This is a genomic window from Pseudomonas sp. A25(2017), assembly GCF_002001065.1.
Classification (GTDB): Bacteria; Pseudomonadota; Gammaproteobacteria; order Pseudomonadales; family Pseudomonadaceae; genus Aquipseudomonas; species Aquipseudomonas kilonensis.
In genome coordinates this window covers 33,583-55,845 of record NZ_MUOA01000068.1, presented here as the reverse complement: position 1 = coordinate 55,845, position 22,263 = coordinate 33,583, and the positions used below count along the sequence as shown (strand labels likewise).

Below are 22,263 nucleotides of genomic sequence, written 5' to 3'. Positions count from 1 at the left end.
ATAAGCATTTTTTTTCATCGGGAATGCCATCCGGGCTTCCGTCGGACGGCCGTGATTGAACGCAATGCGTATTCGAGAGTCCGTAACTCACGGATAGTCATAGGGAATTGGTAGTGCTACGACTCTTCAATAAAAAAGCCCATGCGCTTCTGGGGATCGACATCAGTTCGACGTCGGTGAAGCTGCTCGAGTTGAGCCGCCAGGGTGAACGCTACCGCGTCGAGTCCTACGCGGTCGAACCGTTGCCAGCCAACGCCGTGGTCGAGAAGAACATCGCCGAGCTCGAAGGGGTGGGCCAGGCGTTGTCGCGTCTGTTGGCCAAAGCCAAGACGCCCTTGCGTAGCGTGGCCGTGGCCGTGGCCGGTTCGGCGGTGATCACCAAGATCATCGAGATGGACGCCGGCCTGTCCGACGACGACATGGAGAACCAGCTCAAGATCGAAGCCGATCAGTACATTCCCTATCCGCTGGATGAGGTGGCCATTGATTTCGAGGTGGTGGGCGTTTCGCCGCGCAGCGCCGAGCGCGTCGAAGTGCTGTTGGCGGCGTGCCGCAAGGAAAACGTCGAGGTCCGCGAGGCCGCGTTGGCGCTCGCCGGGCTGACGGCCCGGGTGGTCGATGTGGAGGCTTATGCGCTGGAGCGTGCGTTCGGCCTGCTCGCCACGCAATTGGCTGCCTCCCAGGAGCGGCTGACCGTGGCGGTTGTCGACATCGGCGCCACCATGACCACCCTCAGCGTGCTGCATAACGGGCGCATCATCTATACCCGCGAACAATTGTTCGGCGGCCGCCAGCTGACCGAGGAAATTCAGCGCCGCTATGGCCTGACACCCGAACAGGCCGGTCTGGCAAAGAAGCAGGGTGGCCTGCCCGACGATTATCTCGGCGAAGTGCTGCAACCTTTTCGCGAGGCCCTGGTACAGCAGGTGTCGCGGTCCCTGCAATTTTTCTTCGCCTCGGGCCAGTACAGTGCGGTGGACCACATTCTGCTGGCCGGGGGCACGGCTTCGGTCGCCGGCCTGGATCGGTTGATCGAGCAGCGCCTGGGCACGCCGACCCAGGTGGCCAACCCGTTTACCAACATGGCCCTGAGCAGCAAGGTCAATGCCGGCGCCCTGGCTGGTGATGCGCCGGCACTGATGATTGCCTGTGGGCTGGCCCTCAGGAGTTTCGACTGATGGCGCGGATCAACCTGCTCCCCTGGCGCGAAGAGCTGCGTGAAGAACGGCGCAAACGCTTTTTGCTGGCCTTGGTGGGGGCGCTGGTCGGCGCGGTCGGCGTGGTCCTGGTCGCGGTCCGGTACATCGACAGCGCCATCGACCAACAGGTCGCTCGCAATAGCCATCTTTCCGAGCAGATCGCCGTGCTGGACGGGCGCATCAAGCAGATCAGCGAATTGAAAGCCCGGCGCCAGCAATTGCTGGAGCGCATGCGCATCATCCAGGACTTGCAAGGTAACCGGCCGGTCAGCGGGCGCATCTTCGACCAGTTGGTGCGGACCTTGCCGGAGGGGGTGTATTTCACCGAAGTGAAGATGGAAGAGCGGATGCTCTCGATCAAGGGGGCTGCGGAGTCGAACAACCGAGTCTCGGACCTGATGCGCAACCTGGACTCGTCGGACCTGTTCGACACGCCCAGTCTGACGGAGGTCAAGGCCACCACCGCAGGACAGCTCGACCAGGCCAACGTCTTCCAGCTGACGGTTCGCCAGACCCGCCCGGCCGATGCGGAGGACGCCCAATGAAACCAGGGGAGTGGTTCGATGCACTGCGCAAGATCGATCTCAGTGACCTGGACACCAACAACATCGGTTCCTGGCCGGCGCCGATCAAATGGCTGGCCGGGGTCCTGCTGGTGGTCCTGGTGCTGGGGCTGGGCTATAACTTTGCCTTGAGTGACCTGGAGAGCCAGTTGCAGCAGGTGCGCGAGGAAGAAAACACCCTCAAGGCGCAATTCGCGGGCAAGGCCCACATGGCCGCGAACCTGGAGCGCTACACCGAGCAGATGAAGCAGATGGAAACGTCTTTTGGTGTGCTGTTGCGGCAATTGCCCAGCGATACCGAAGTGCCGGGCCTGCTGGAGGACATTACTCGCACCGGCCTGGGCAGTGGCCTGGAGTTCGAGGAAATCAAGCTGCTGCCGGAGGTCACCCAGCCGTTCTACATCGAGTTGCCGATCCAGATCACCGTCACCGGTGGCTACCACGACCTGGCGACGTTCGTCAGTGGGGTGGCGGGGCTGCCCCGGATTGTCACGCTGCACGATTTCGAGATCGCACCGATGGAGCCCGAGGCCGGCGCGAAGCTGCGCATGAGCATCCAGGCCAAGACCTACCGGTACAACGAGCAGGAGGCGCAACCATGAGGCCGGTGTGTCGCATCTGCCTGCTGGCAGGCCTGGTCACGCTGGCGGGCTGCGGGAACGACAACGGTTTCAGCGACCTGGACGCCTACATGAATGAAGTGCGCCTGCGGCCGCCCGGCAAGATCGAGCCGACGCCGACGTTCAGGCCCTACGAAACCTTTACCTACAGTGCCGCCAACCTGCGCAGCCCGTTTTCCCGGCAGGTCCGCGTGGACCAGGCCGAGCGTCAGCGGGGCTCGCGCAACGTCCGGCCCGACCCCAACCGAGTCAAGCAGTACCTGGAAGGCTTCAACATCGAGCAGTTTGAAATGGTCGGTACGATCTCCAACGTCAGTGGCTCCTTCGCGCTCCTGCGGGGCGCGGGCGGGGTGCATCGGCTCAAGGTCGGTGACTATCTGGGGCGCAACGACGGGCGGATCGTCAACATCAGTGCCACCCAGGTCGATGTGGTCGAAATCGTTCCCGATGGCGAGGGTGCCTGGCTGGAGCGACCACGGACCATTCCTTTGAAAGAGCATTCATAGTGGAACTCGAACAATGAACAGGTTTTTTTCAGCCCTCGGTATTTCGCTATGGATAGCGCTGTTGTCGCCGATGGTTCATGGGGCCAGTCTGAAGACGCTGGATGTGGCGGCGTTGCCGGGGGACCGTGTCGAGTTGAAGCTCACCTTCGACGGGCCGCCGCCGACACCCCGGGGCTACACCACCGAACAACCGGCGCGGATTGCACTGGACCTGCCGGGCGTGACCAATCAACTGTCCAGCAAGCTCCGCGACCTGGGCGGGGGCAATGCACGCAGCGCCACCGTGGTCGAGGCGGGGGATCGCACCCGGTTGATCATCGGCCTTACCCAACTGGCGCCGTATGACACCCGGGTCGAAGGTAACAACCTGTTCGTGGTGGTTGGCAAGGGCGCTGCCCCGAAGGCTGCCGCCCAGGCCCCGCGCGCGGCGGTTGCCAGTGCTGCGCCTGCGAGGGCCAGTGCGCCGGTGGGCAAGGCGATCCGTGGGGTGGACTTCCAGCGCGGGACCCAGGGCGAAGGCAACGTGGTGATCGATCTGTCTGATCCGTCCATCGCCCCGGACATCCAGGAGCGCGAAGGCAAGATCATCCTCAATTTCGCCAGGACCCAGTTGCCAGAACCGCTGCGGGTGCGCCTGGACGTCAAGGACTTCGCCACCCCGGTGCAATTCGTCAATGCCAGCGCCGGCAGCGACCGGGCGACCATCAGTATCGAACCCAGTGGCACCTTCGACTACTCGACCTACCAGACCGACAACAAGCTCACCGTCAGCGTCCGGCCCATGACCGTCGACGACCTGCAGAAACGCAACGCCGACCGCGCGGCCTACAGTGGCGAGAAGCTCTCGCTCAACTTCCAGGACATCGAGGTGCGTTCGGTCCTGCAACTGATTGCCGATTTTACCAACCTGAACCTTGTGGCCAGCGATACGGTGCAGGGTGGTATCACCCTGCGGCTGCAGAATGTGCCTTGGGACCAGGCGCTCGACCTGGTGCTCAAGACCAAGGGATTGGACAAGCGCAAGGTTGGCAACGTGCTGTTGGTGGCTCCGGCCGATGAAATTGCCGCCCGTGAGCGCCAGGAGTTGGAGTCGCAGAAGCAGATTGCCGACCTGGCGCCGCTGCGGCGTGAGCTGTTGCAGGTCAACTATGCGAAGGCGGCGGACATCGCCAAGCTCTTCCAGTCGGTGACCAGTGCCGAGGCAAAAGCCGATGAGCGCGGCACGATCACGGTCGATGAGCGAACCAACAACATCATTGCCTACCAGACCCAGGACCGCCTCGACGAACTGCGCCGGATCGTGGCGCAGCTGGATATTCCGGTGCGCCAGGTGATGATCGAGGCGCGGATTGTCGAGGCTAACGTCGACTACGACAAAAGCCTGGGCGTACGCTGGGGCGGTTCGATTCAAAACAAAGGCAACTGGAGTTCCTCGGGGGTCACCACGGGCGACTCCACCACCATCGGCACGCCGGGCAGCACCAGCACCAACCAGCCGTTCGTCGACCTGGGCGCCACGGGCAATACCTCGGGCATCGGCATAGCCTTCATTACCGACAACGTATTGCTGGACCTTGAGTTGACGGCCATGGAGAAAACCGGCAACGGGGAAATCGTCTCCCAGCCCAAGGTGGTGACGTCCGACAAGGAGACGGCAAAGATCCTCAAGGGTACGGAAATTCCTTATCAGGAAGCCAGCTCCAGCGGTGCTACGTCGGTGTCGTTCAAGGAGGCTTCGCTGTCGCTGGAGGTGACCCCGCAGATCACTCCAGACAACCGGATCATCATGGAGGTCAAGGTCACCAAGGATGAGCCGGACTACCTGAACAAGGTGAATGATGTGCCGCCGATCAAGAAAAACGAGGTCAATGCCAAGGTCCTGGTCAATGATGGCGAGACCATTGTGATTGGTGGGGTTTTCTCAAATACTCAGAGCAAGGTTGTAGATAAGGTGCCATTTCTTGGCGATGTGCCGTATCTTGGCCGCCTTTTCCGGCGTGATGTGGTTTCGGATAGCAAATCCGAGCTGCTGGTGTTCCTCACTCCGCGTATCATGAATAACCAGGCGATTGCTGTGAGTCGTTGATTCTGTGCGAAATTTGATTCTTGTTGGGCCGATGGGCGCTGGAAAAAGCACCATCGGCCGTTTGCTGGCCAAAGAGCTGCGCCTGCCGTTCAAAGATTCCGACAAGGAAATTGAATTGCGCACGGGCGCCAATATCCCATGGATTTTCGACAAGGAAGGCGAACCGGGCTTTCGTGACCGTGAGCAGGCGATGATCGCCGAGCTGTGCGCGTTCGATGGCGTGGTGCTTGCCACCGGTGGCGGCGCGGTGATGCGCGAAGCCAATCGTCGGGCGCTGCATGCCGGCGGACGAGTGGTCTATCTGCATGCTTCTGTCGAGCAGCAGGTCGGTCGCACCGCCCGGGATCGCAACCGCCCGCTGTTGCGCACCGCCGACCCGGCCAAGACCCTGCGGGACCTCCTGGCGCTGCGTGATCCGCTGTATCGGGAGATCGCCGACCTGGTGGTGGAAACCGACGAGCGGCCGCCGCGAATGGTGGTGCTGGACATTCTCGATCGCCTTCAGCAACTGCCTCCCCGTTAATGCGCTTGGCGAAATGCGCTATCCTCGGCGTCCCGTCATGGCCCGCCTGGGGCGTGGCGGATGGCCATTAACTGGCGTCAGAACAAGCACCGTGGACTTTCGTTAATTGCAGGCAGGACGCCTGATTCCATCTTCACTGTGGGGACACATGCAGACACTTAAGGTCGACCTGGGCGAGCGCAGCTACCCGATTCATATTGGCGAAGGCTTGCTGGACCAGCCCGAACTGCTGGCGCCGCATATCGCCGGGCGGCAAGTGGCGATCATTTCCAATGAAACCGTCGCACCCCTGTATCTGGAACGTCTGACCCGCAGCCTGTCGGCCTTCTCGGTCATTTCCGTGGTATTGCCCGACGGCGAAGCCTTCAAGAACTGGGAAACCCTGCAACTTATTTTCGACGGCCTGCTGACTGCGCGCCACGATCGTCGCACCACGGTGGTCGCCTTGGGTGGCGGTGTGATCGGCGACATGGCCGGCTTTGCAGCCGCCTGCTATCAGCGTGGCGTCGATTTCATCCAGATCCCCACCACGCTGCTGTCGCAGGTCGACTCGTCGGTGGGCGGCAAGACCGGGATCAACCATCCGCTGGGCAAGAACATGGTCGGTGCTTTCTATCAGCCCAACGTGGTGCTGATCGATACCGCCACCCTCAATACCTTGCCGGCCCGCGAACTGTCTGCGGGGCTGGCGGAAGTCATCAAGTACGGGCTGATCTGCGACGAGCCATTCCTGGGCTGGCTCGAGGAGAACGTCGACCGCCTGCGTGCGCTGGATCAAGCGGCCCTGACCTACGCCATCGAGCGCTCCTGCGCCGCCAAGGCTGCCGTGGTCGGTGCCGATGAGCGTGAGTCGGGGGTGCGCGCCACCCTCAACCTGGGTCACACCTTTGGCCATGCCATCGAAACCCACATGGGCTATGGTGTCTGGCTGCACGGTGAAGCGGTTGCGGCCGGTACGGTCATGGCCCTGGAGATGTCTACGCGCCTGGGCTGGATCAGCGAACAGGAGCGTGATCGCGGTATTCGTCTGTTCCAGCGCGCCGGGCTGCCGGTGGTTCCGCCCGAGGAAATGAGCGAGGCGGATTTTCTTGAACACATGGCAATCGACAAAAAAGTGATCGACGGTCGTCTGCGCCTGGTGCTGCTGCGCCACATGGGCGAAGCGGTGGTGACCGACGATTATCCGAAAGAAGTTCTACAGGCCACGCTGGGAGCGGACTACCGCGCCCTGGCTCAGCTTAAAGGTTAATAAGATTCCGATGACTAGTTTGCATGCCGACGAGGCTTTCCTCGGCCATTTCCAATTGAGTCATGACCCTTTCGCACCGCGGGTCCCGGGCTTCAAGTTCTTCCCTGCCCAGCGCAAACCAGTACTGGGCCAGTTGCATCACCTGGCGCGCTACAGCCAGTTGCTGCTGGTGGTCACCGGTCCCCAGGGCAGCGGCAAGACCTTGCTGCGCCAGGCTCTGGTGGCCAGCACCAACAAGCAGTCCGTGCAAAGCGTGGTGGTGTCGGCCCGTGGCGCTGGCGATGCCGCCGGTGTATTGCGTCAGGTGGCCCAGGCGCTGAACGTCGCGCAGGCCGAAGTCGGTGCAATTCTCGATCAGATCGTGCAACTGGCGCTGACCGGGCAGGAAGTCTATCTGCTGGTGGACGATGCCGAGCAACTCGACGAGTCGGCTCTTGAGGCCCTGCTGGCCCTGGCAGCCGGTGCGCCGGAGGGGCGCCCTCATGTGTTCCTGTTTGGTGAGTCGTCGCTGATCGCCGACCTGGACCAATTGAGCCTTGAGGAAGAGCGCTTCCACGTCATCGAGCTGGCGCCCTATACCGAGGAAGAAACGCGTGAATACCTGGCCCAGCGTCTTGAGGGGGCGGGCCGGGGTATCGAACTTTTTACCGCCGATCAGATCTCTGAGATTCACGAAAGCGCCGACGGTTGGCCTGGCAACATCAACCAGGTCGCCCGCGATGCTCTGATCGAAGTCATGATTGCTAGCCGCTCAGCGGTGAAGCGTCCAAGTATGGGGTTCAACATGCCGAAGAAACACGTATTGGCAATTTCCGCCGTCGTCGTGGTCGCGGTTGCCGCCGCCTGGCTGATGCCGGGTCGCACCAAGGCACCCACCACGGGTGCCCCTGCCAACGAACAGGCGCAACTGCCCCTCGGCCAAGGGACGCCGCAACCCAACGGTGGTGCGCCGGCAGTGGAATTCGCCGGCAACACCCAGCCGATGCCACTGCCGCTGGTCGGCCAGTCGCAACCGGTCATGCGCGGCCCGCTGGCTGAAGCGGCAGGCGGCATCACCGAAGGCGACGACGGTGCGGCGCCACCGATCGACGACAGCAGCGACGTGCCTCCGACCGTGACCACCACCGCGCCGCCTGTGGGCGTGCCGGCGGGTCCTGCACCGACGCCAACGCCTGCTCCGGCCGCCAAGCCGACCCCGGCGCCCACCCAGGTGGCCACCGCCAAGCCAGCCCCGGTTCCAGCGCCTGCCGCCAAGCCCGCGGCGCCAGCACCTGCCGCCAAGCCTGCTGCTCCGGCCAAGTCCGCGGGCGGTAGCTGGTACGCTGGCCAGGCACCGGGCAACTACGTAGTGCAGATCCTCGGCACCAGCTCCGAAGCCGCGGCACAGAGCTTCGTCAAGGAGCAGGGCGGCGAGTACCGCTATTTCAAGAAAGTCCTCAATGGCAAGCCGCTGTATGTCATCACCTACGGCAGCTTTGCCAACCGTGATGCAGCCGTTTCCGCCATCAAGGCCTTGCCAGCGAAGGTTCAGGCTGGTAAACCTTGGCCTCGCACTGTCGCCAGCGTCCAACAGGAACTGGCAGCAACTCGCTGAAGATTCGGCGGCCTTACCCAGGCCGCCTCTCCCGGCAACCTCAAAATTTCCGCAGGGGCGGGCGACCTTTCAGGCCGCGCGCCTTGTGGTGTCTGCGTCACAGTAGCGTTTGAGTCGTAGCGGTCGAACCCAAAAAAGTTTTGACTAGCACAGCATATAGCTTTAAACCTTTCACAAATGCGACATGGATTTGCGACAGTTCGTCGTCAAATTTGTGAGCCTCTGTGTCGGTGTGTACAATGACCTCCCTTTTGCCCCCGCAAAGCTGGCGTACGTTCGGCGCGGTATGCAACTGGTTGAATTGAAAAGAAATTTGCCTCGATTAGAGGCAGCCTGGTGAGAAAGTGTCTATGAAAGCAGGTCTGTACCAACCAGATGAATTCAAGGATAACTGCGGTTTCGGCCTGATAGCTCATATGCAGGGCGAGCCCAGCCACACCCTTTTGCAAACGGCCATTGAGGCCCTGACCTGCATGACCCACCGTGGTGGGATCAACGCCGACGGCAAGACCGGCGACGGTTGTGGCTTGCTGATTCAAAAGCCCGACGAGTTCCTGCGTGCCGTAGCCCAGGAAACGTTTGGCGTGACCCTGCCCAAGCAGTACGCCGTGGGCATGGTGTTCTTCAATCAGGACCCGGTGAAGGCGCAAGCGGCTCGCGAAAACATGAATCGCGAAATCCTGGCTGCCGGCCTGCAACTGGTCGGCTGGCGCAAAGTGCCGATCGACACCAGTGTCCTCGGCCGCCTGGCGCTTGAGCGCCTGCCGCAGATCGAACAGGTGTTCATCGCCGGCGAAGGCTTGAGCGACCAGGACATGTCGATCAAGCTGTTCAGCTCCCGTCGTCGTTCGTCCGTGGCCAATGCCGCCGACACCGATCACTACATCTGCAGCTTTTCCCACAAGACCATTATCTACAAAGGCCTGATGATGCCGGCGGACCTCACCGCCTTCTATCCAGACCTGAGCGACGAGCGCCTGAAAACCGCGATCTGCGTGTTCCACCAGCGCTTCTCCACCAACACCCTGCCGAAATGGCCGCTGGCCCAGCCATTCCGCTTCCTCGCCCACAACGGCGAGATCAACACCATCACCGGCAACCGCAACTGGGCCGTGGCCCGTCGCACCAAGTTCGCCAACGACCTGATGCCGGACCTCGAAGAGCTCGGCCCACTGGTCAACCGCGTGGGCTCGGACTCCTCGAGCATGGACAACATGCTGGAACTGATGGTGACCGGTGGCATCGACCTGTTCCGTGGCGTGCGCATGCTCGTGCCGCCGGCGTGGCAGAACGTCGAGACCATGGACCCGGACCTGCGCGCTTTCTACGAATACAACTCCATGCACATGGAGCCGTGGGACGGCCCGGCCGGTATCGTCATGACCGACGGTCGCTACGCTGTGTGCCTGCTGGACCGTAACGGTCTGCGTCCGGCGCGCTGGGTCACCACCACCAACGGGTTCATCACCCTGGCGTCGGAAATCGGCGTCTGGAACTATCAGCCCGAAGACGTCATCGCCAAGGGCCGCGTAGGTCCGGGCCAGATCTTTGCCGTGGACACCGAGACCGGCCAGATCCTCGACACCGACGCCATCGACAACCGCCTCAAGTCCCGTCATCCGTACAAGCAATGGCTGCGCAAGAATGCCCTGCGCATCCAGGCGACCATGGAAGACAACGACCATGGCTCGGCTTTCTATGATGTCGACCAGCTCAAGCAGTACATGAAGATGTACCAGGTGACGTTCGAAGAGCGTGACCAGGTGCTGCGTCCGCTGGGCGAGCAGGGCTACGAAGCGGTCGGCTCCATGGGTGACGACACGCCGATGGCCGTGCTGTCGCAGCGCGTGCGTACGCCGTACGACTATTTCCGCCAGCAGTTCGCCCAGGTGACCAACCCACCGATCGACCCGCTGCGCGAAGCGATCGTGATGTCCCTGGAAATCTGCCTCGGTGCCGAGCGCAACATTTTCCAGGAGTCGCCGGAACACGCCTCGCGGGTGATCCTCAGCTCGCCGGTCATTTCCCCGGCCAAGTGGCGCTCGTTGACCAACCTCGACCGCCCGGGCTTTGCGCGTCAGGTCATCGACCTGAACTACGACGAAAGCGTCGGCCTGGAAGCGGCGATCCGCAACGTTGCCGATCAGGCTGAAGAAGCCGCGCGCGCCGGTCGTACCCAGATCGTGCTCAGCGACCGTCATATCGCGCCGGGCAAGCTGCCGATCCATGCCTCGCTGGCCACCGGTGCGGTGCACCATCGCCTGACCGAAAAAGGCCTGCGCTGCGACTCCAACATCCTGGTAGAGACCGCCACCGCCCGCGATCCGCATCACTTCGCGGTGCTGATCGGTTTCGGTGCCTCGGCGGTGTATCCGTTCCTGGCCTATGAAGTGCTGGGCGACCTGATCCGTACCGGTGAAGTGCTGGGCGACCTCTATGAGGTGTTCAAGAACTACCGCAAGGGCATCACCAAGGGCCTGCTCAAGATCCTGTCGAAGATGGGTATCTCGACCATCGCCTCGTACCGTGGCGCGCAACTGTTCGAGGCCATCGGCCTGTCCGAAGAAGTCTGCGAGCTGAGCTTCCGTGGCGTGCCGAGCCGCATCAAAGGTGCGCGTTTCGTCGACATCGAAGCCGAACAGAAAGCCCTGGCGGCCGAAGCCTGGAGCCCGCGCAAGCCGATCCAGCAAGGCGGCCTGTTGAAGTTCGTCCATGGTGGCGAGTACCACGCCTACAACCCGGACGTGGTCAGCACCTTGCAAGCTGCCGTGCAGCAGGGCGACTACAGCAAGTTCAAGGAATACACCTCGTTGGTGGACAACCGTCCGGTGTCGATGATTCGCGACCTGCTCAAGGTCAAGACCCTCGACACGCCGCTGGACATCAGTGAAATAGAGCCGCTGGAATCGGTGCTCAAGCGCTTCGATTCGGCCGGTATTTCCCTGGGCGCCTTGTCCCCGGAAGCCCACGAAGCCCTGGCCGAAGCCATGAACCGCCTCGGTGCGCGTTCCAACTCCGGTGAAGGCGGCGAAGACCCGGCGCGCTACGGCACCATCAAGAGTTCGAAAATCAAGCAGGTGGCGACCGGCCGCTTCGGTGTGACGCCGGAATACCTGGTCAACGCTGAAGTGCTGCAGATCAAGGTTGCCCAGGGCGCCAAGCCCGGCGAAGGCGGCCAGCTGCCCGGCGGCAAGGTCAACGGCCTGATCGCCAAGCTGCGCTACGCGGTACCCGGCGTGACCCTGATCTCGCCGCCGCCGCATCACGACATCTACTCGATCGAAGACTTGTCGCAACTGATCTTCGACCTCAAGCAGGTGAACCCGAAGGCGCTGGTCTCGGTGAAACTGGTGGCGGAAGCCGGCGTTGGCACCATCGCGGCCGGCGTGGCCAAGGCTTATGCCGACCTGATCACCATCTCCGGCTACGACGGCGGCACCGGCGCATCGCCGCTGACTTCGATCAAGTACGCTGGCGCACCGTGGGAACTGGGCCTGGCTGAAACCCACCAGACCCTGCGCGGCAACGATTTGCGCGGCAAGGTCCGGGTGCAGACCGACGGTGGCCTGAAAACCGGCCTGGACGTGATCAAGGCCGCCATCCTCGGCGCCGAGAGCTTCGGCTTCGGCACCGCGCCGATGATCGCCCTGGGCTGCAAATACCTGCGCATCTGCCACCTGAACAACTGCGCCACCGGCGTCGCGACCCAGAACGACAAGCTGCGCAAGGACCACTACATCGGTACCGTCGACATGGTGGTGAACTTCTTCACCTACGTGGCCGAAGAGACCCGTGAGTGGCTGGCGAAGCTGGGCGTGCGCTCGCTTGAAGAGCTGATCGGCCGTACCGATCTGCTGGAAGTGATCGAAGGCCAGACCGCCAAGCAGCATCACCTGGACCTGACCCCATTGCTGGGCAGCGATTACATTCCGGCAGACAAGCCACAGTTCTGCCAGGTTGATCGCAACCCGCCATTCGACAAGGGTGAGCTGGCCGAGAAGATGGTCGACATGGCCGCTGCGGCGATCAACGACCTGAGCGGTGCCGAGTTCGACCTGGATATCTGCAACTGCGACCGTTCCATCGGCGCACGGATCTCCGGCGAAATCGCGCGCAAGCACGGCAACCAGGGCATGGCCAAGGCGCCGGTGACCTTCCGCTTCAAGGGCACCGCAGGCCAGAGCTTCGGCGTCTGGAACGCCGGTGGCCTGAACATGTACCTGGAAGGCGATGCCAACGACTACGTGGGCAAGGGCATGACCGGCGGCAAGCTGGTCATCGTTCCGCCCAAGGGCAGCGTCTACAAGACTCAGGACAGTGCCATCATCGGCAACACCTGCCTCTACGGCGCCACAGGCGGCAAGCTGTTCGCCGCCGGCACCGCAGGCGAGCGTTTTGCCGTGCGTAACTCCGGGGCCCACACTGTGGTGGAAGGCACCGGCGATCACTGCTGCGAGTACATGACCGGTGGTTTTGTCTGCGTGCTGGGCAAGACCGGTTATAACTTCGGCTCAGGCATGACCGGCGGTTTCGCCTACGTGCTCGACCAGGACAACACCTTCGTTGACCGGGTCAACCACGAACTGGTGGAAATCCAGCGGATCAGCGGCGAGGCGATGGAAGCCTATCGCAGCCACCTGCAAAACGTGCTGAACGAGTACGTCACGGAAACCGACAGCGAGTGGGGTCGTGAACTCGCCGAGAACCTCGATGACTACTTGCGCCGTTTCTGGCTGGTCAAGCCCAAGGCTGCCAACCTGAAGTCGTTGCTTTCCAGCACTCGTGCCAACCCGCAGTGATATGCGCCTGAAGAGTTTGATGAGGTTTTAACAATGGCTGAACGTCTGAATAACGACTTCCAGTTCATCGATGTCGGGCGCAAGGATCCGAAGAAGAAACTGTTGCGTCAACGCAAGAAAGAGTTCGTGGAAATCTACGAGCCTTTCAAACCCCAGCAGTCGGCCGACCAGGCCCACCGCTGCCTGGGTTGTGGTAACCCGTATTGCGAATGGAAGTGCCCGGTGCACAACTTCATTCCCAACTGGTTGAAACTGGTGGCCGAGGGCAACATCCTCCAGGCCGCCGAGCTGTCCCACCAGACCAACACCCTGCCGGAAGTCTGTGGCCGGGTGTGCCCGCAGGATCGCCTGTGCGAAGGTGCGTGCACCCTCAACGACGGTTTTGGCGCGGTGACCATTGGTTCGGTGGAGAAGTACATCACCGACACCGCGTTCGCCATGGGCTGGCGTCCGGACATGTCCAAGGTCAAGCCGACCGGCAAGCGCGTGGCGATCATCGGTGCCGGCCCGGCGGGCCTGGGCTGTGCCGATGTGCTGGTGCGTGGTGGCGTGACCCCGGTGGTGTTCGACAAGAACCCGGAAATCGGCGGTCTGCTGACCTTCGGCATCCCCGAGTTCAAGCTGGAAAAGACCGTGCTGAGCAATCGTCGCGAAGTCTTCACCGGCATGGGCATCGAGTTCCGCCTGAACACCGAGGTGGGCAAGGACGTGACCATGGAGCAACTGCTCGAAGAATACGATGCGGTATTCATGGGCATGGGCACCTACACCTACATGAAGGGCGGCTTTGCCGGTGAGGATCTGCCAGGCGTCTACGACGCACTCGACTTCCTGATCGCCAACGTCAACCGCAACCTGGGCTTTGAAAAGTCGCCGGAAGATTTCGTCGACATGAAAGGCAAGAAGGTCGTGGTGCTCGGCGGTGGCGACACGGCGATGGACTGCAACCGTACGTCGATTCGCCAGGGCGCCAAGTCGGTGACCTGTGCCTACCGTCGTGACGAAGCCAACATGCCCGGCTCGCGCAAAGAGGTGAAGAACGCCAAGGAAGAAGGCGTGAAGTTCCTCTATAACCGCCAGCCGATCGCCATTGTCGGTGAAGACAAGGTCGAAGGCGTGAAAGTGGTCGAGACCCGTCTCGGCGAACCGGACGCCCGTGGCCGCCGCAGCCCCGAGCCGATTCCCGGTTCCGAAGAGATCATCCCGGCCGACGCCGTGGTCATCGCCTTCGGTTTCCGTCCAAGCCCGGCGCCGTGGTTCGAGCAGTTCAGCATCCAGACTGACAGCCAGGGCCGCGTCGTGGCGCCGGAGCAGGGCCAGTACAAGCACCAGACCAGCAACCCGAAGATCTTCGCCGGTGGCGACATGGTCCGCGGTTCCGACCTGGTGGTGACGGCGATCTTCGAAGGCCGCAATGCGGCGGAAGGGATCCTGGATTACCTGCAAGTCTGACCGAACGACACCAAACCCTGTGTGTGAGCTTTGTGGGAGCAAAGCTTGCTCGCGATCCAGGCGCCTCGGTACTCAAGAGACCGCGGTGTTTTCATCGCGGGCAAGCCTTGCTCCCACAAAAAAAGCTCCCACAGGTGTTTTGTGGGGTTGCGAAAGTTGTGCTGCCCCGCGACAAATTGCCCCGATAGATAAAAGGCACGGCTCTTGCCGTGCCTTTTGCGTCGCGCTCTGAGAAAATGCCCGCACTTTTTTTCCGGATGCCGACATGACTGCCCTGAAGAACGACCGTTTCCTTCGCGCCCTGCTCAAGCAACCCGTGGACGTCACCCCCGTATGGATGATGCGCCAGGCCGGTCGCTACCTGCCGGAGTATCGCGCCAGCCGCGCCAAGGCCGGTGACTTCATGAGCCTGTGCATGAACCCCCAGTTCGCTTGCGAAGTGACGATGCAGCCGCTGGATCGGTATCCGCAGCTGGACGCGGCCATCCTGTTCTCCGACATCCTGACCATTCCCGATGCCATGGGCCAAGGCCTGTACTTCGAGACCGGCGAAGGTCCGCGCTTCAAGAAAGTCATCAGTACCCTGGCCGACATCGAGGCCCTGCCGATTCCCGATCCGCAGAAAGACCTGGGCTACGTCATGGACGCGGTCAGCACCATTCGCCGCGAGCTCAATGGTCGCGTGCCGCTGATCGGTTTCTCTGGCAGCCCATGGACCCTGGCCACCTACATGGTCGAAGGCGGCTCGTCGAAGGACTTCCGCAAGACCAAGGCAATGCTCTACGACAACCCGCAAGCCATGCACCTGTTGCTGGACAAGCTGGCCCAGTCGGTCACGTCCTACCTCAACGGCCAGATCCTGGCCGGTGCGCAAGCGGTACAGATCTTCGACACCTGGGGCGGCAACCTGTCGGCGGCGGCGTACCAGGAATTCTCCCTGGCCTACATGCGCAAGATCGTCAGCGGCCTGATCCGCGAGCACGAGGGTCGCAAAGTCCCGGTGATCCTGTTCACCAAGAACGGCGGCCTGTGGCTGGAAAGCATCGCCGATGTCGGCGCCGACGCCCTGGGCCTGGATTGGACCTGCGACATTGGCAACGCTCGTGAGCGCGTCGGTCACAAGGTCGCGCTGCAAGGCAACATGGACCCGACCGTGCTCTACGCCAAGCCTGAAGCCATTCGTGCTGAAGTCGGGCGCATCCTGGCCAGCTACGGCAGTGGCAGCGGCCATGTGTTCAACCTCGGCCATGGCATCACCCCGGAAGTCGACCCCGAACACGCTGGCGCCTTCCTACGGGCGGTGCATGAATTGTCGGCGCAATATCACGTCTGATCGCGGTCCCTGTCACCCAGCCTGTCCGGACCTGCGCCGGACAGGCTTTTTATGCGCGCTTGTTTAACGATCCGACCTAAAGCAGCCAATGGCTTCTTTTGGGTGTGTTTGTTTGTCTTTGGTTGAGAGTTATTTCTGTTCGTAAGATGTTTCTCTAGTTATGTAGGGGAAATCGATTCAGAGATCATTCCTTCTATGTTGAGAGATTTTTCCTACATAGGGAGTGTTCGACTTTCTATAAGGTTCCGGTCACTTGCAAGGGTGTGCGCTGAGCGGTCTTGCGCACCTTTCAAGAGGACGGTGATCCGTCTTTCATTTTGATGACTAGTCTGGAACTTATATGAAGAATAACTTCAACAAGAGCAATCTATTAACGGGGTGTGCGTCCTCATTAGTTCTGTTGTCGGCCATGGCGGCATCCCAAAGTGTACTGGCCCATGGTTACCTCGACGTGCCACCTTCGCGTGCATTGCTGTGCCAGAAAGGCGAAAACAAGAATTGCGGGCAAGCGCAATACGAGCCACAAAGTACCGGTGAAACCTTTAAAGGTTTCCCCAATGGAGTGGGCGGTGCCCCGCTGCAAGGTCCCATTGACGGTAAAATCGCCAGCGGCGGCCACGCCATGTTTTCCGCCCTCGATGCCCAGTCGGCCACGCGCTGGCACCTGACTGAAATCAATGACCGCAATATTGCCTTTAAATGGCACTACACCGCGGCGCACCCAGCGACCAAGCACGAATACTTCATCACTCGCGACGGTTGGAATCCCAACGAAGCGCTCAAGCGTGCCTCGTTCGACAGCACGCCGTTCTGTACGGTGGATGGCGGTAATCAACTCCCGGTAGCAGGTGCCCCGCATAACTGCGTCATTCCCGACAGCAAGACGGGTCATCACGTCATCCTGGCGGTCTGGACGGTAGGTGACACCGCCAATGCGTTCTATGATCCGGCGGATGTGAACATTCTCGCCGAAGCCGCATTGCCGGGCGGCTGGCAGCCGGTGGGCAGCATTGCGCCATCGACCCCATTGCTGGTGGGTGACAAGGTCAAGGCCCGGGCGTTCTCCGCGACCGGCGAAAGTGCCGAATACAGCGTAGAAATCAGCATCGACAACGCCGAGGAAGGCAAGCCTGAGAACTGGTCGTTCAAACTGGCCGAAGCCATCAACAACGCTCACCCCCTGATTCGTGCCGGTATTCGTGACGAAGACGGCAACATCACGCCGATCAAGGGCGCCAACAGCCTGTACGCCCAGGACGAAAGTGGCGTTAAGCGCTATGAAGTGCAACTGGACATGAAGGAAGACGCTGGCGCCAGCATGGAAATTTCTTCCCTGCAGCCAGAGTACGTACTCGACAAAGGTCGGGTCAGCATGGCCTTCACCGCGCAGACGAACCGCAGGATGAACCTTGAAGCCACGCTGTTCGATGAGAAGAACAAGCAGGTCGGTGTCGTTAGTCAGACCGTGGGTGAAGGCAGCACCGGCCTGAACCTGGACGTGCGCAGCGCGCCTGGCGCTCACACCCTGACACTGGTGGGGACCACCGAAGACGGGCGCACCAATCGCCAGGACACCCAGGCGGTCACCTTGACCGGCGAGGGCGCAGGCATCGAGTACGACTTCGTGTTCCCTGAAGGCCTCAGCGACTACACCGCCGGCACGAAAGTGCTGCAGCCCAAGACTGACGAAGTCTTCGAGTGCAAGCCGTTCCCGGCGTCCGGCTACTGCAAGCAGTACAGCCCGACGTCGAACGGTTTCGAGCCGGGAGTCGGTGCGTCCTGGCAGAGCGCCTGGGACAAGCTGTAAGTCCTGACAGGCATGGCCCCAGGCGATCCGCACGGGTTGCCTGGGGCCTTCATACGAGCGCGCAGTGATGTCTATCAATTACTCCAGGCGACGGGTGCTGCTGCACTGGGTGTCGGCGGCCATTATCTTATGGGCGTTGGTGTCCGGTTTTTATGTGGCGTTCAACCCGGTGTCAGCTTCGACCGAACAGTGGATCGGCTCACTCAATGTGTCGCTGACCACGCTGTTCATTCCATTTTTCGTGTGGCGGGCCTGCCTGTTTTTCGGCGCGCTGGAAGCCCGTGGAACCGCGTCTTCATTTACACAGTGGCTAGCCCTGGCGGTACACACGCTGATCTACCTGGTCATTGGCATCGTGCTGGTGACTGGTGTGCTGATGATGAAAAGCGCCATCAGTGTCTTCGGCATTGTTCACATCCCCCAGCCACTGGGCGATCCGGCACTGATCGAACTGGCCAACACCGTCCACACCCTGTCTTGCGTGGTGCTTGCGATGCTGGTCGCGCTGCATCTGTGCGCTGTGCTCTGGCATGAGTTTTCCGGACGCCGGGTGGTGCGGCGAATGTCCTTCGCCAAGCCCGCGGGCACGATCCAGAGCGCACAACGGTGAGCCTGTCTTTTCGGGTCGGCAGCCGTCTGCCGAAGCTGCTGCTGGTGCTCCTGCCGCTGCTGTACGGGATCTTCCTGGCCGGGCAAGAGTGGCGCTTTCGCCAGGTATTGGGCCGTGATGTACCGGTGCTGACCAACCCGCCGGTGGCTCCTGTCCGCGACCTGCCCAACGTCCAGGCCGTGGCCACGGTGCTTGGCCTGGCGCCTGAAGGTGCCCACGCCCCGAGCGCCGAACCGATTACGTTGCAAGCCAGTTTTGTCGCCGACCAAGGCTTGTCCCGGGCATTGCTCGCGGACGCTGCCGGCCCGCGCATTTATCAGGTGGGTGAGCGCTTGCCCGGTGGCAGCGTGCTGCGCCGGGTCGAGGCCAGCCATGTGACGTTGTGGCGCAACGGACGTGAAGAACGGTTGGCCCTGCAACACGCGGTCAAGCCCTTGCTACGCCGGTTGGAGCTCGAAGACGGGCGCCATGCGGCGCTGCATTCCTCGCAATACCTACGCCCGGTGGCCGGGCAATCAGAGTGATCGAATTCATGAACAGCTTTATCCGGGGCGGTGTTTCGCGCGTCCTGTTCTGCCTGGCCGTGTCCTGCCCAGTGGCGTTCTCCGGTTCGCTGCAGGCCGAGGAGACCCAATGGCAACTGGCGATGAACAATGCGGAACTGCGCGACGTGGTCGAGGAGTTTTCGGCGATCCTGGGCAAGACCGTGGTGCTTGATCCGCGGGTGTCCGGGCGCATTACGGTGATGTCCCGCCAGGCACTGGACCGCGAAGGCGTGCGTCGGTTGTTTTATTCGGTACTCGATGCACACAACTTCACTGTGATCGACGAGGGCGAGCGGATCCTGATCACCCCGGTCAGCGAGGCCAAGACGCGCGCTGGAATCGCTGATGCGAAAAGCGCCACGCCGTCGCAGTTCGTCACCCGGGTCATCGACCTGCAATCGAGCATTGCCGCCGACGTCGCCGGGCTGGTTCGGCCCTTGGTGTCGGCCAATGGTTACGTCGGCCCTTCGGTATCGTCCAACGCGCTTGTGGTCACCGATACGGCTGCCAATGCCCAGCGCATTGCCGACGTGGTTCGGCAGTTGGACTCAGGGCGCAACCGCAATCATGTGGTGGTGCGGTTGCGGCATGCCCAGGCCGGCGATATCGCACCGCTGATGGAAGCCTCCGGTGGCAAGCGCGAGGGCGATATGGCGGGCCTGGTGATCGCCGATGCCCGCAGCAATCGCCTGGTGATCATCGGCGCACCGGTGGTGCGTCAGCGCTTGGTCGACCTGGCTCGGACCCTCGACGTCCCTGCCGTCGTCTCCCTGGACAACGCCCGGGTCATCCGTCTGCGCCATAGCGATGCCAAGCAATTGGCCGAGGTGCTGGAAGGCGTCGGGCAGGATAAAAAAACCACGCCGACCCTGGCCGGCCAGCGGGACATTGCCGCCACCCGCCCGTTCATGATCAAGGCCGATGAAAGCCAGAATGCCCTGGTGTTGATCGCCGATCCGGCCCAGGTCCGCATCATCGAAAACATCGTCCGTGAACTGGATCAACCTCGGGCCCAGGTGCTTATCCACGCGGCCATCGTGGAGGTTTCCGGGGACATTACCGAAGCCTTGGGCGTGCAGTGGGGCCTCGACAGAGGCAGCGCGACCGGGTTCATCAACTTCCCGGGAACCGACATCCCGATCATCGGCAACCTGAACCTCAGCGAACTGGATAAAGGACCGGAAGGCGCGATCCTGCGGCTGGGCGGCGACCGCTTCAGTGCGCTGATCTCGGCGCTGGCGAGCAATACCCACAGCAACCTGCTGTCCACACCCAGCCTGCTGACCCTGGATAATCAGGAAGCGGAAATCATCGTGGGCCAGAACGTCCCGTTCAAGACCGGCTCCTACGCCACCAGCGGTAACGGTGCGGACAATCCGTTCACCACCGTCGAACGCAAGGACGTCGGCATCAGCCTCAAGGTCAAGCCGTACATCAACGAAGGCTCGACCTTGCGCCTTGAGGTCGAGCAGGAAGTCTCGGACATCGCGCCGTCGGTCTCCGGTGTGGACTCCTCGGACCTGATCACCAACAAGCGGGCCTTGAAGAGCACGATCCTGGCGGACGATGGCGAGATCATCGTGATCGGCGGCTTGATCCGCGACAGTGTTCGCACCCAGCAAAGCGGTGTGCCGTTGCTGCGCAGTATTCCGTACCTGGGCGCGCTGTTTCGCTGGAACCGCGACACCCAGACCAAAAGCAACCTGATGGTATTCCTGCGCCCGACCATCGTGCGCAGCAACGAAGACCTCGCCGAGGTGAGCCGTCAGCGTTATGACGCGCTCCGGGACCTGAGCAAGCCGGGCTCGCGGAAAAACAATTCGCTGCTGCTGCCGCGGGACGCTCGCCAGTTGTTCGAATCCTCCCCGCAAGCGCCGTCGGCCGACCCGCGCCCACAGCGCTCCGGTGACCTGTGAGCGAGCCGTTGCCCTTTGGTTTCGCCAGGCGCCTGGGGGTGTTGCTGGAAGGCGAGGGGCCGACCTTGAGCTTGGTCATGCGCCGCGATACGCCCTTGACCGCCGTGGCCGAAGTGCAACGTCTGTGCGGTCGGGATTTGCCTATCCTGGTGCTGGAGCTGGCGCCGTTCGCCGCGCGCCTGGCCAGCGTCTATCGCCAGGGCCAGAGCGCCGCCGAACAGGTCGCCCAAGGTCTGGACGAGGAACTGGACCTGCTCAGCCTGGCCGACCAGATGCCGCAGACCACCGACCTGCTGGAGCAGCAGGGCGATGCGCCGATCATCCGGCTGATCAACGCCCTGCTCAGTGAGGCGGTCCGTGAACACGCGTCGGATGTGCACCTGGAAACGTTCGAACAGTACCTGTCGGTGCGCATGCGCATCGACGGTCAGTTGCAGGAAATGCTCCGTCCGCGTCGGGAACTGGCGAGTCTGCTGGTGTCGCGGATCAAGGTCATGGCGCGCCTGGACATCGCCGAGAAACGCGTGCCCCAGGACGGTCGAATGGCCTTGCGCCTGGCCGGGCATGAAGTCGATGTGCGGGTCTCGACCCTGCCTTCGGCCCATGGCGAGCGCGTGGTGCTGCGCCTGCTCGACAAGCAGGCCGGGCGCCTGGAGCTGCAGCGCCTGGGCCTGCCCGACGACACCCTGGCGAGTTTGCGTCAGTTGCTCGGCAAGCCCCACGGCATCGTGTTGGTCACCGGACCCACGGGGTCGGGGAAAACCACCAGCCTGTACGCGGCGCTGAGCAGCATCAACGACCAGAGCCGCAACATCCTCACCGTCGAAGACCCGATCGAATATCACCTGCCGGGCATCGGCCAGATGCCGGTCAACCCGAAAGTCGACATGACCTTCGCCCGTGGTTTGCGGGCCATTTTGCGCCAGGATCCGGACGTGGTGATGGTCGGCGAAATACGCGACCGCGAAACCGCCGAGATCGCCGTCCAGGCGTCGCTGACCGGGCACCTGGTGCTCTCTACCCTGCACACCAACACCGCCGTCGGCGCGGTCACGCGGCTGGTGGACATGGGCGTGGATGCGTATCTGTTGGCGTCGTCCCTGGCCGGCATCGTCGCCCAGCGCTTGTTGCGCATCTTGTGCCCGTCCTGCAAGACGCCTTATGTGGCCGACGCCGCTACGAGTCGGCGTCTGGGCCTCGACGCCGATGCCGCGCCCCGATTGTTCAAGGCCCAGGGCTGCGAGCACTGCCAGAAGGGTTATCGCGGGCGCTTCGGTATTTATGAACTGGTGAATGTCAGCGCCGCCCTGTCGCAACTGATTCATCAGGGCGCCACCGAGCAGGCGCTGGCCGCCGAGGCGCGCAAGACCTCCCGCAGCCTGTTTCAGGACGGCCGGCAGAGGGTGCTGGAAGGCCTGACCAGCGTCGACGAACTGCTGCGCATCACCCAGGAGGATTAGC

At 62.2% G+C, this 22,263-nt stretch carries 16 protein-coding genes; all 16 read left to right on the top strand.

What is annotated here, in order from left to right:
* Positions 1–113 precede the first annotated feature (113 nt).
* The 16 genes from B0E42_RS16580 to gspE all read left to right on the top strand — a co-directional run bounded on the left by B0E42_RS16580 (position 114) and on the right by gspE (position 22,262).
* Positions 114–1,178 carry a pilus assembly protein PilM gene (locus B0E42_RS16580; RefSeq protein WP_053177813.1) on the top strand — a complete coding sequence of 355 codons (1,065 nt, stop codon included), beginning with the start codon at positions 114–116 and terminating at the stop codon, positions 1,176–1,178.
* Positions 1,178–1,744, top strand: a complete 567-nt coding sequence (locus B0E42_RS16575) for a PilN domain-containing protein (RefSeq protein ID WP_053177815.1) — start codon at positions 1,178–1,180, stop codon at positions 1,742–1,744. The genes B0E42_RS16580 and B0E42_RS16575 overlap by 1 nt, the downstream gene beginning before the upstream one ends.
* Positions 1,741–2,364: a type 4a pilus biogenesis protein PilO gene (pilO, locus tag B0E42_RS16570; protein WP_077506869.1), complete on the top strand. Its 624-nt coding sequence runs from the start codon at positions 1,741–1,743 to the stop codon at positions 2,362–2,364. Before B0E42_RS16575 ends, pilO begins: the two co-directional genes overlap by 4 nt.
* On the top strand, positions 2,361–2,888 hold the full coding sequence (locus B0E42_RS16565; RefSeq protein WP_024616290.1) for a pilus assembly protein PilP: 528 nt from the start codon (positions 2,361–2,363) through the stop codon (positions 2,886–2,888). Before pilO ends, B0E42_RS16565 begins: the two co-directional genes overlap by 4 nt.
* A gap of 13 nt (positions 2,889–2,901) precedes the next feature.
* Positions 2,902–4,974, top strand: coding sequence for a type IV pilus secretin PilQ (pilQ, locus tag B0E42_RS16560; protein WP_077506868.1), 2,073 nt, complete (start codon positions 2,902–2,904; stop codon positions 4,972–4,974).
* 4 nt (positions 4,975–4,978) lie between these two features.
* Positions 4,979–5,497, top strand: a complete 519-nt coding sequence (gene aroK, locus B0E42_RS16555; RefSeq protein ID WP_024616288.1) for a shikimate kinase AroK — start codon at positions 4,979–4,981, stop codon at positions 5,495–5,497.
* Positions 5,498–5,645: 148 nt separating this feature from the next.
* On the top strand, positions 5,646–6,746 hold the full coding sequence (gene aroB, locus B0E42_RS16550) for a 3-dehydroquinate synthase (RefSeq protein WP_024616287.1): 1,101 nt from the start codon (positions 5,646–5,648) through the stop codon (positions 6,744–6,746).
* 10 nt (positions 6,747–6,756) lie between these two features.
* Positions 6,757–8,340 (top strand): AAA family ATPase, encoded by a 1,584-nt coding sequence (locus B0E42_RS16545; RefSeq protein WP_077506867.1) that lies wholly within the window; start codon positions 6,757–6,759, stop codon positions 8,338–8,340.
* A 350-nt stretch (positions 8,341–8,690) separates the two neighbouring features.
* A complete protein-coding gene (gltB, locus tag B0E42_RS16535) occupies positions 8,691–13,139 on the top strand; it encodes a glutamate synthase large subunit (RefSeq protein ID WP_018603498.1) in 4,449 nt (1,482 codons plus the stop codon).
* Between the two features lie 33 nt (positions 13,140–13,172).
* Positions 13,173–14,591 carry an FAD-dependent oxidoreductase gene (locus B0E42_RS16530; protein WP_003196992.1) on the top strand — a complete coding sequence of 473 codons (1,419 nt, stop codon included), beginning with the start codon at positions 13,173–13,175 and terminating at the stop codon, positions 14,589–14,591.
* A 265-nt stretch (positions 14,592–14,856) separates the two neighbouring features.
* Positions 14,857–15,924 (top strand): uroporphyrinogen decarboxylase, encoded by a 1,068-nt coding sequence (gene hemE, locus B0E42_RS16525; protein ID WP_018603491.1) that lies wholly within the window; start codon positions 14,857–14,859, stop codon positions 15,922–15,924.
* A gap of 340 nt (positions 15,925–16,264) precedes the next feature.
* The gene (gene gbpA / locus B0E42_RS16520) at positions 16,265–17,731 is read left to right on the top strand and encodes an N-acetylglucosamine-binding protein GbpA (RefSeq protein ID WP_077506866.1); all 1,467 of its coding nucleotides are present in this window, start codon (positions 16,265–16,267) and stop codon (positions 17,729–17,731) included.
* A gap of 67 nt (positions 17,732–17,798) precedes the next feature.
* On the top strand, positions 17,799–18,341 hold the full coding sequence (locus tag B0E42_RS16515; protein ID WP_018603486.1) for a cytochrome b: 543 nt from the start codon (positions 17,799–17,801) through the stop codon (positions 18,339–18,341).
* Complete coding sequence (locus B0E42_RS16510; RefSeq protein WP_053177825.1) at positions 18,338–18,865, top strand: type II secretion system protein N; 528 nt, start codon at positions 18,338–18,340, stop codon at positions 18,863–18,865. Before B0E42_RS16515 ends, B0E42_RS16510 begins: the two co-directional genes overlap by 4 nt.
* An 8-nt stretch (positions 18,866–18,873) precedes the next feature.
* Positions 18,874–20,802 (top strand): type II secretion system secretin GspD, encoded by a 1,929-nt coding sequence (gene gspD / locus B0E42_RS16505; protein ID WP_174599583.1) that lies wholly within the window; start codon positions 18,874–18,876, stop codon positions 20,800–20,802.
* On the top strand, positions 20,799–22,262 hold the full coding sequence (gene gspE, locus B0E42_RS16500) for a type II secretion system ATPase GspE (protein WP_077506864.1): 1,464 nt from the start codon (positions 20,799–20,801) through the stop codon (positions 22,260–22,262). Before gspD ends, gspE begins: the two co-directional genes overlap by 4 nt.
* The last annotated feature ends 1 nt before the right edge of the window (position 22,263 follow it).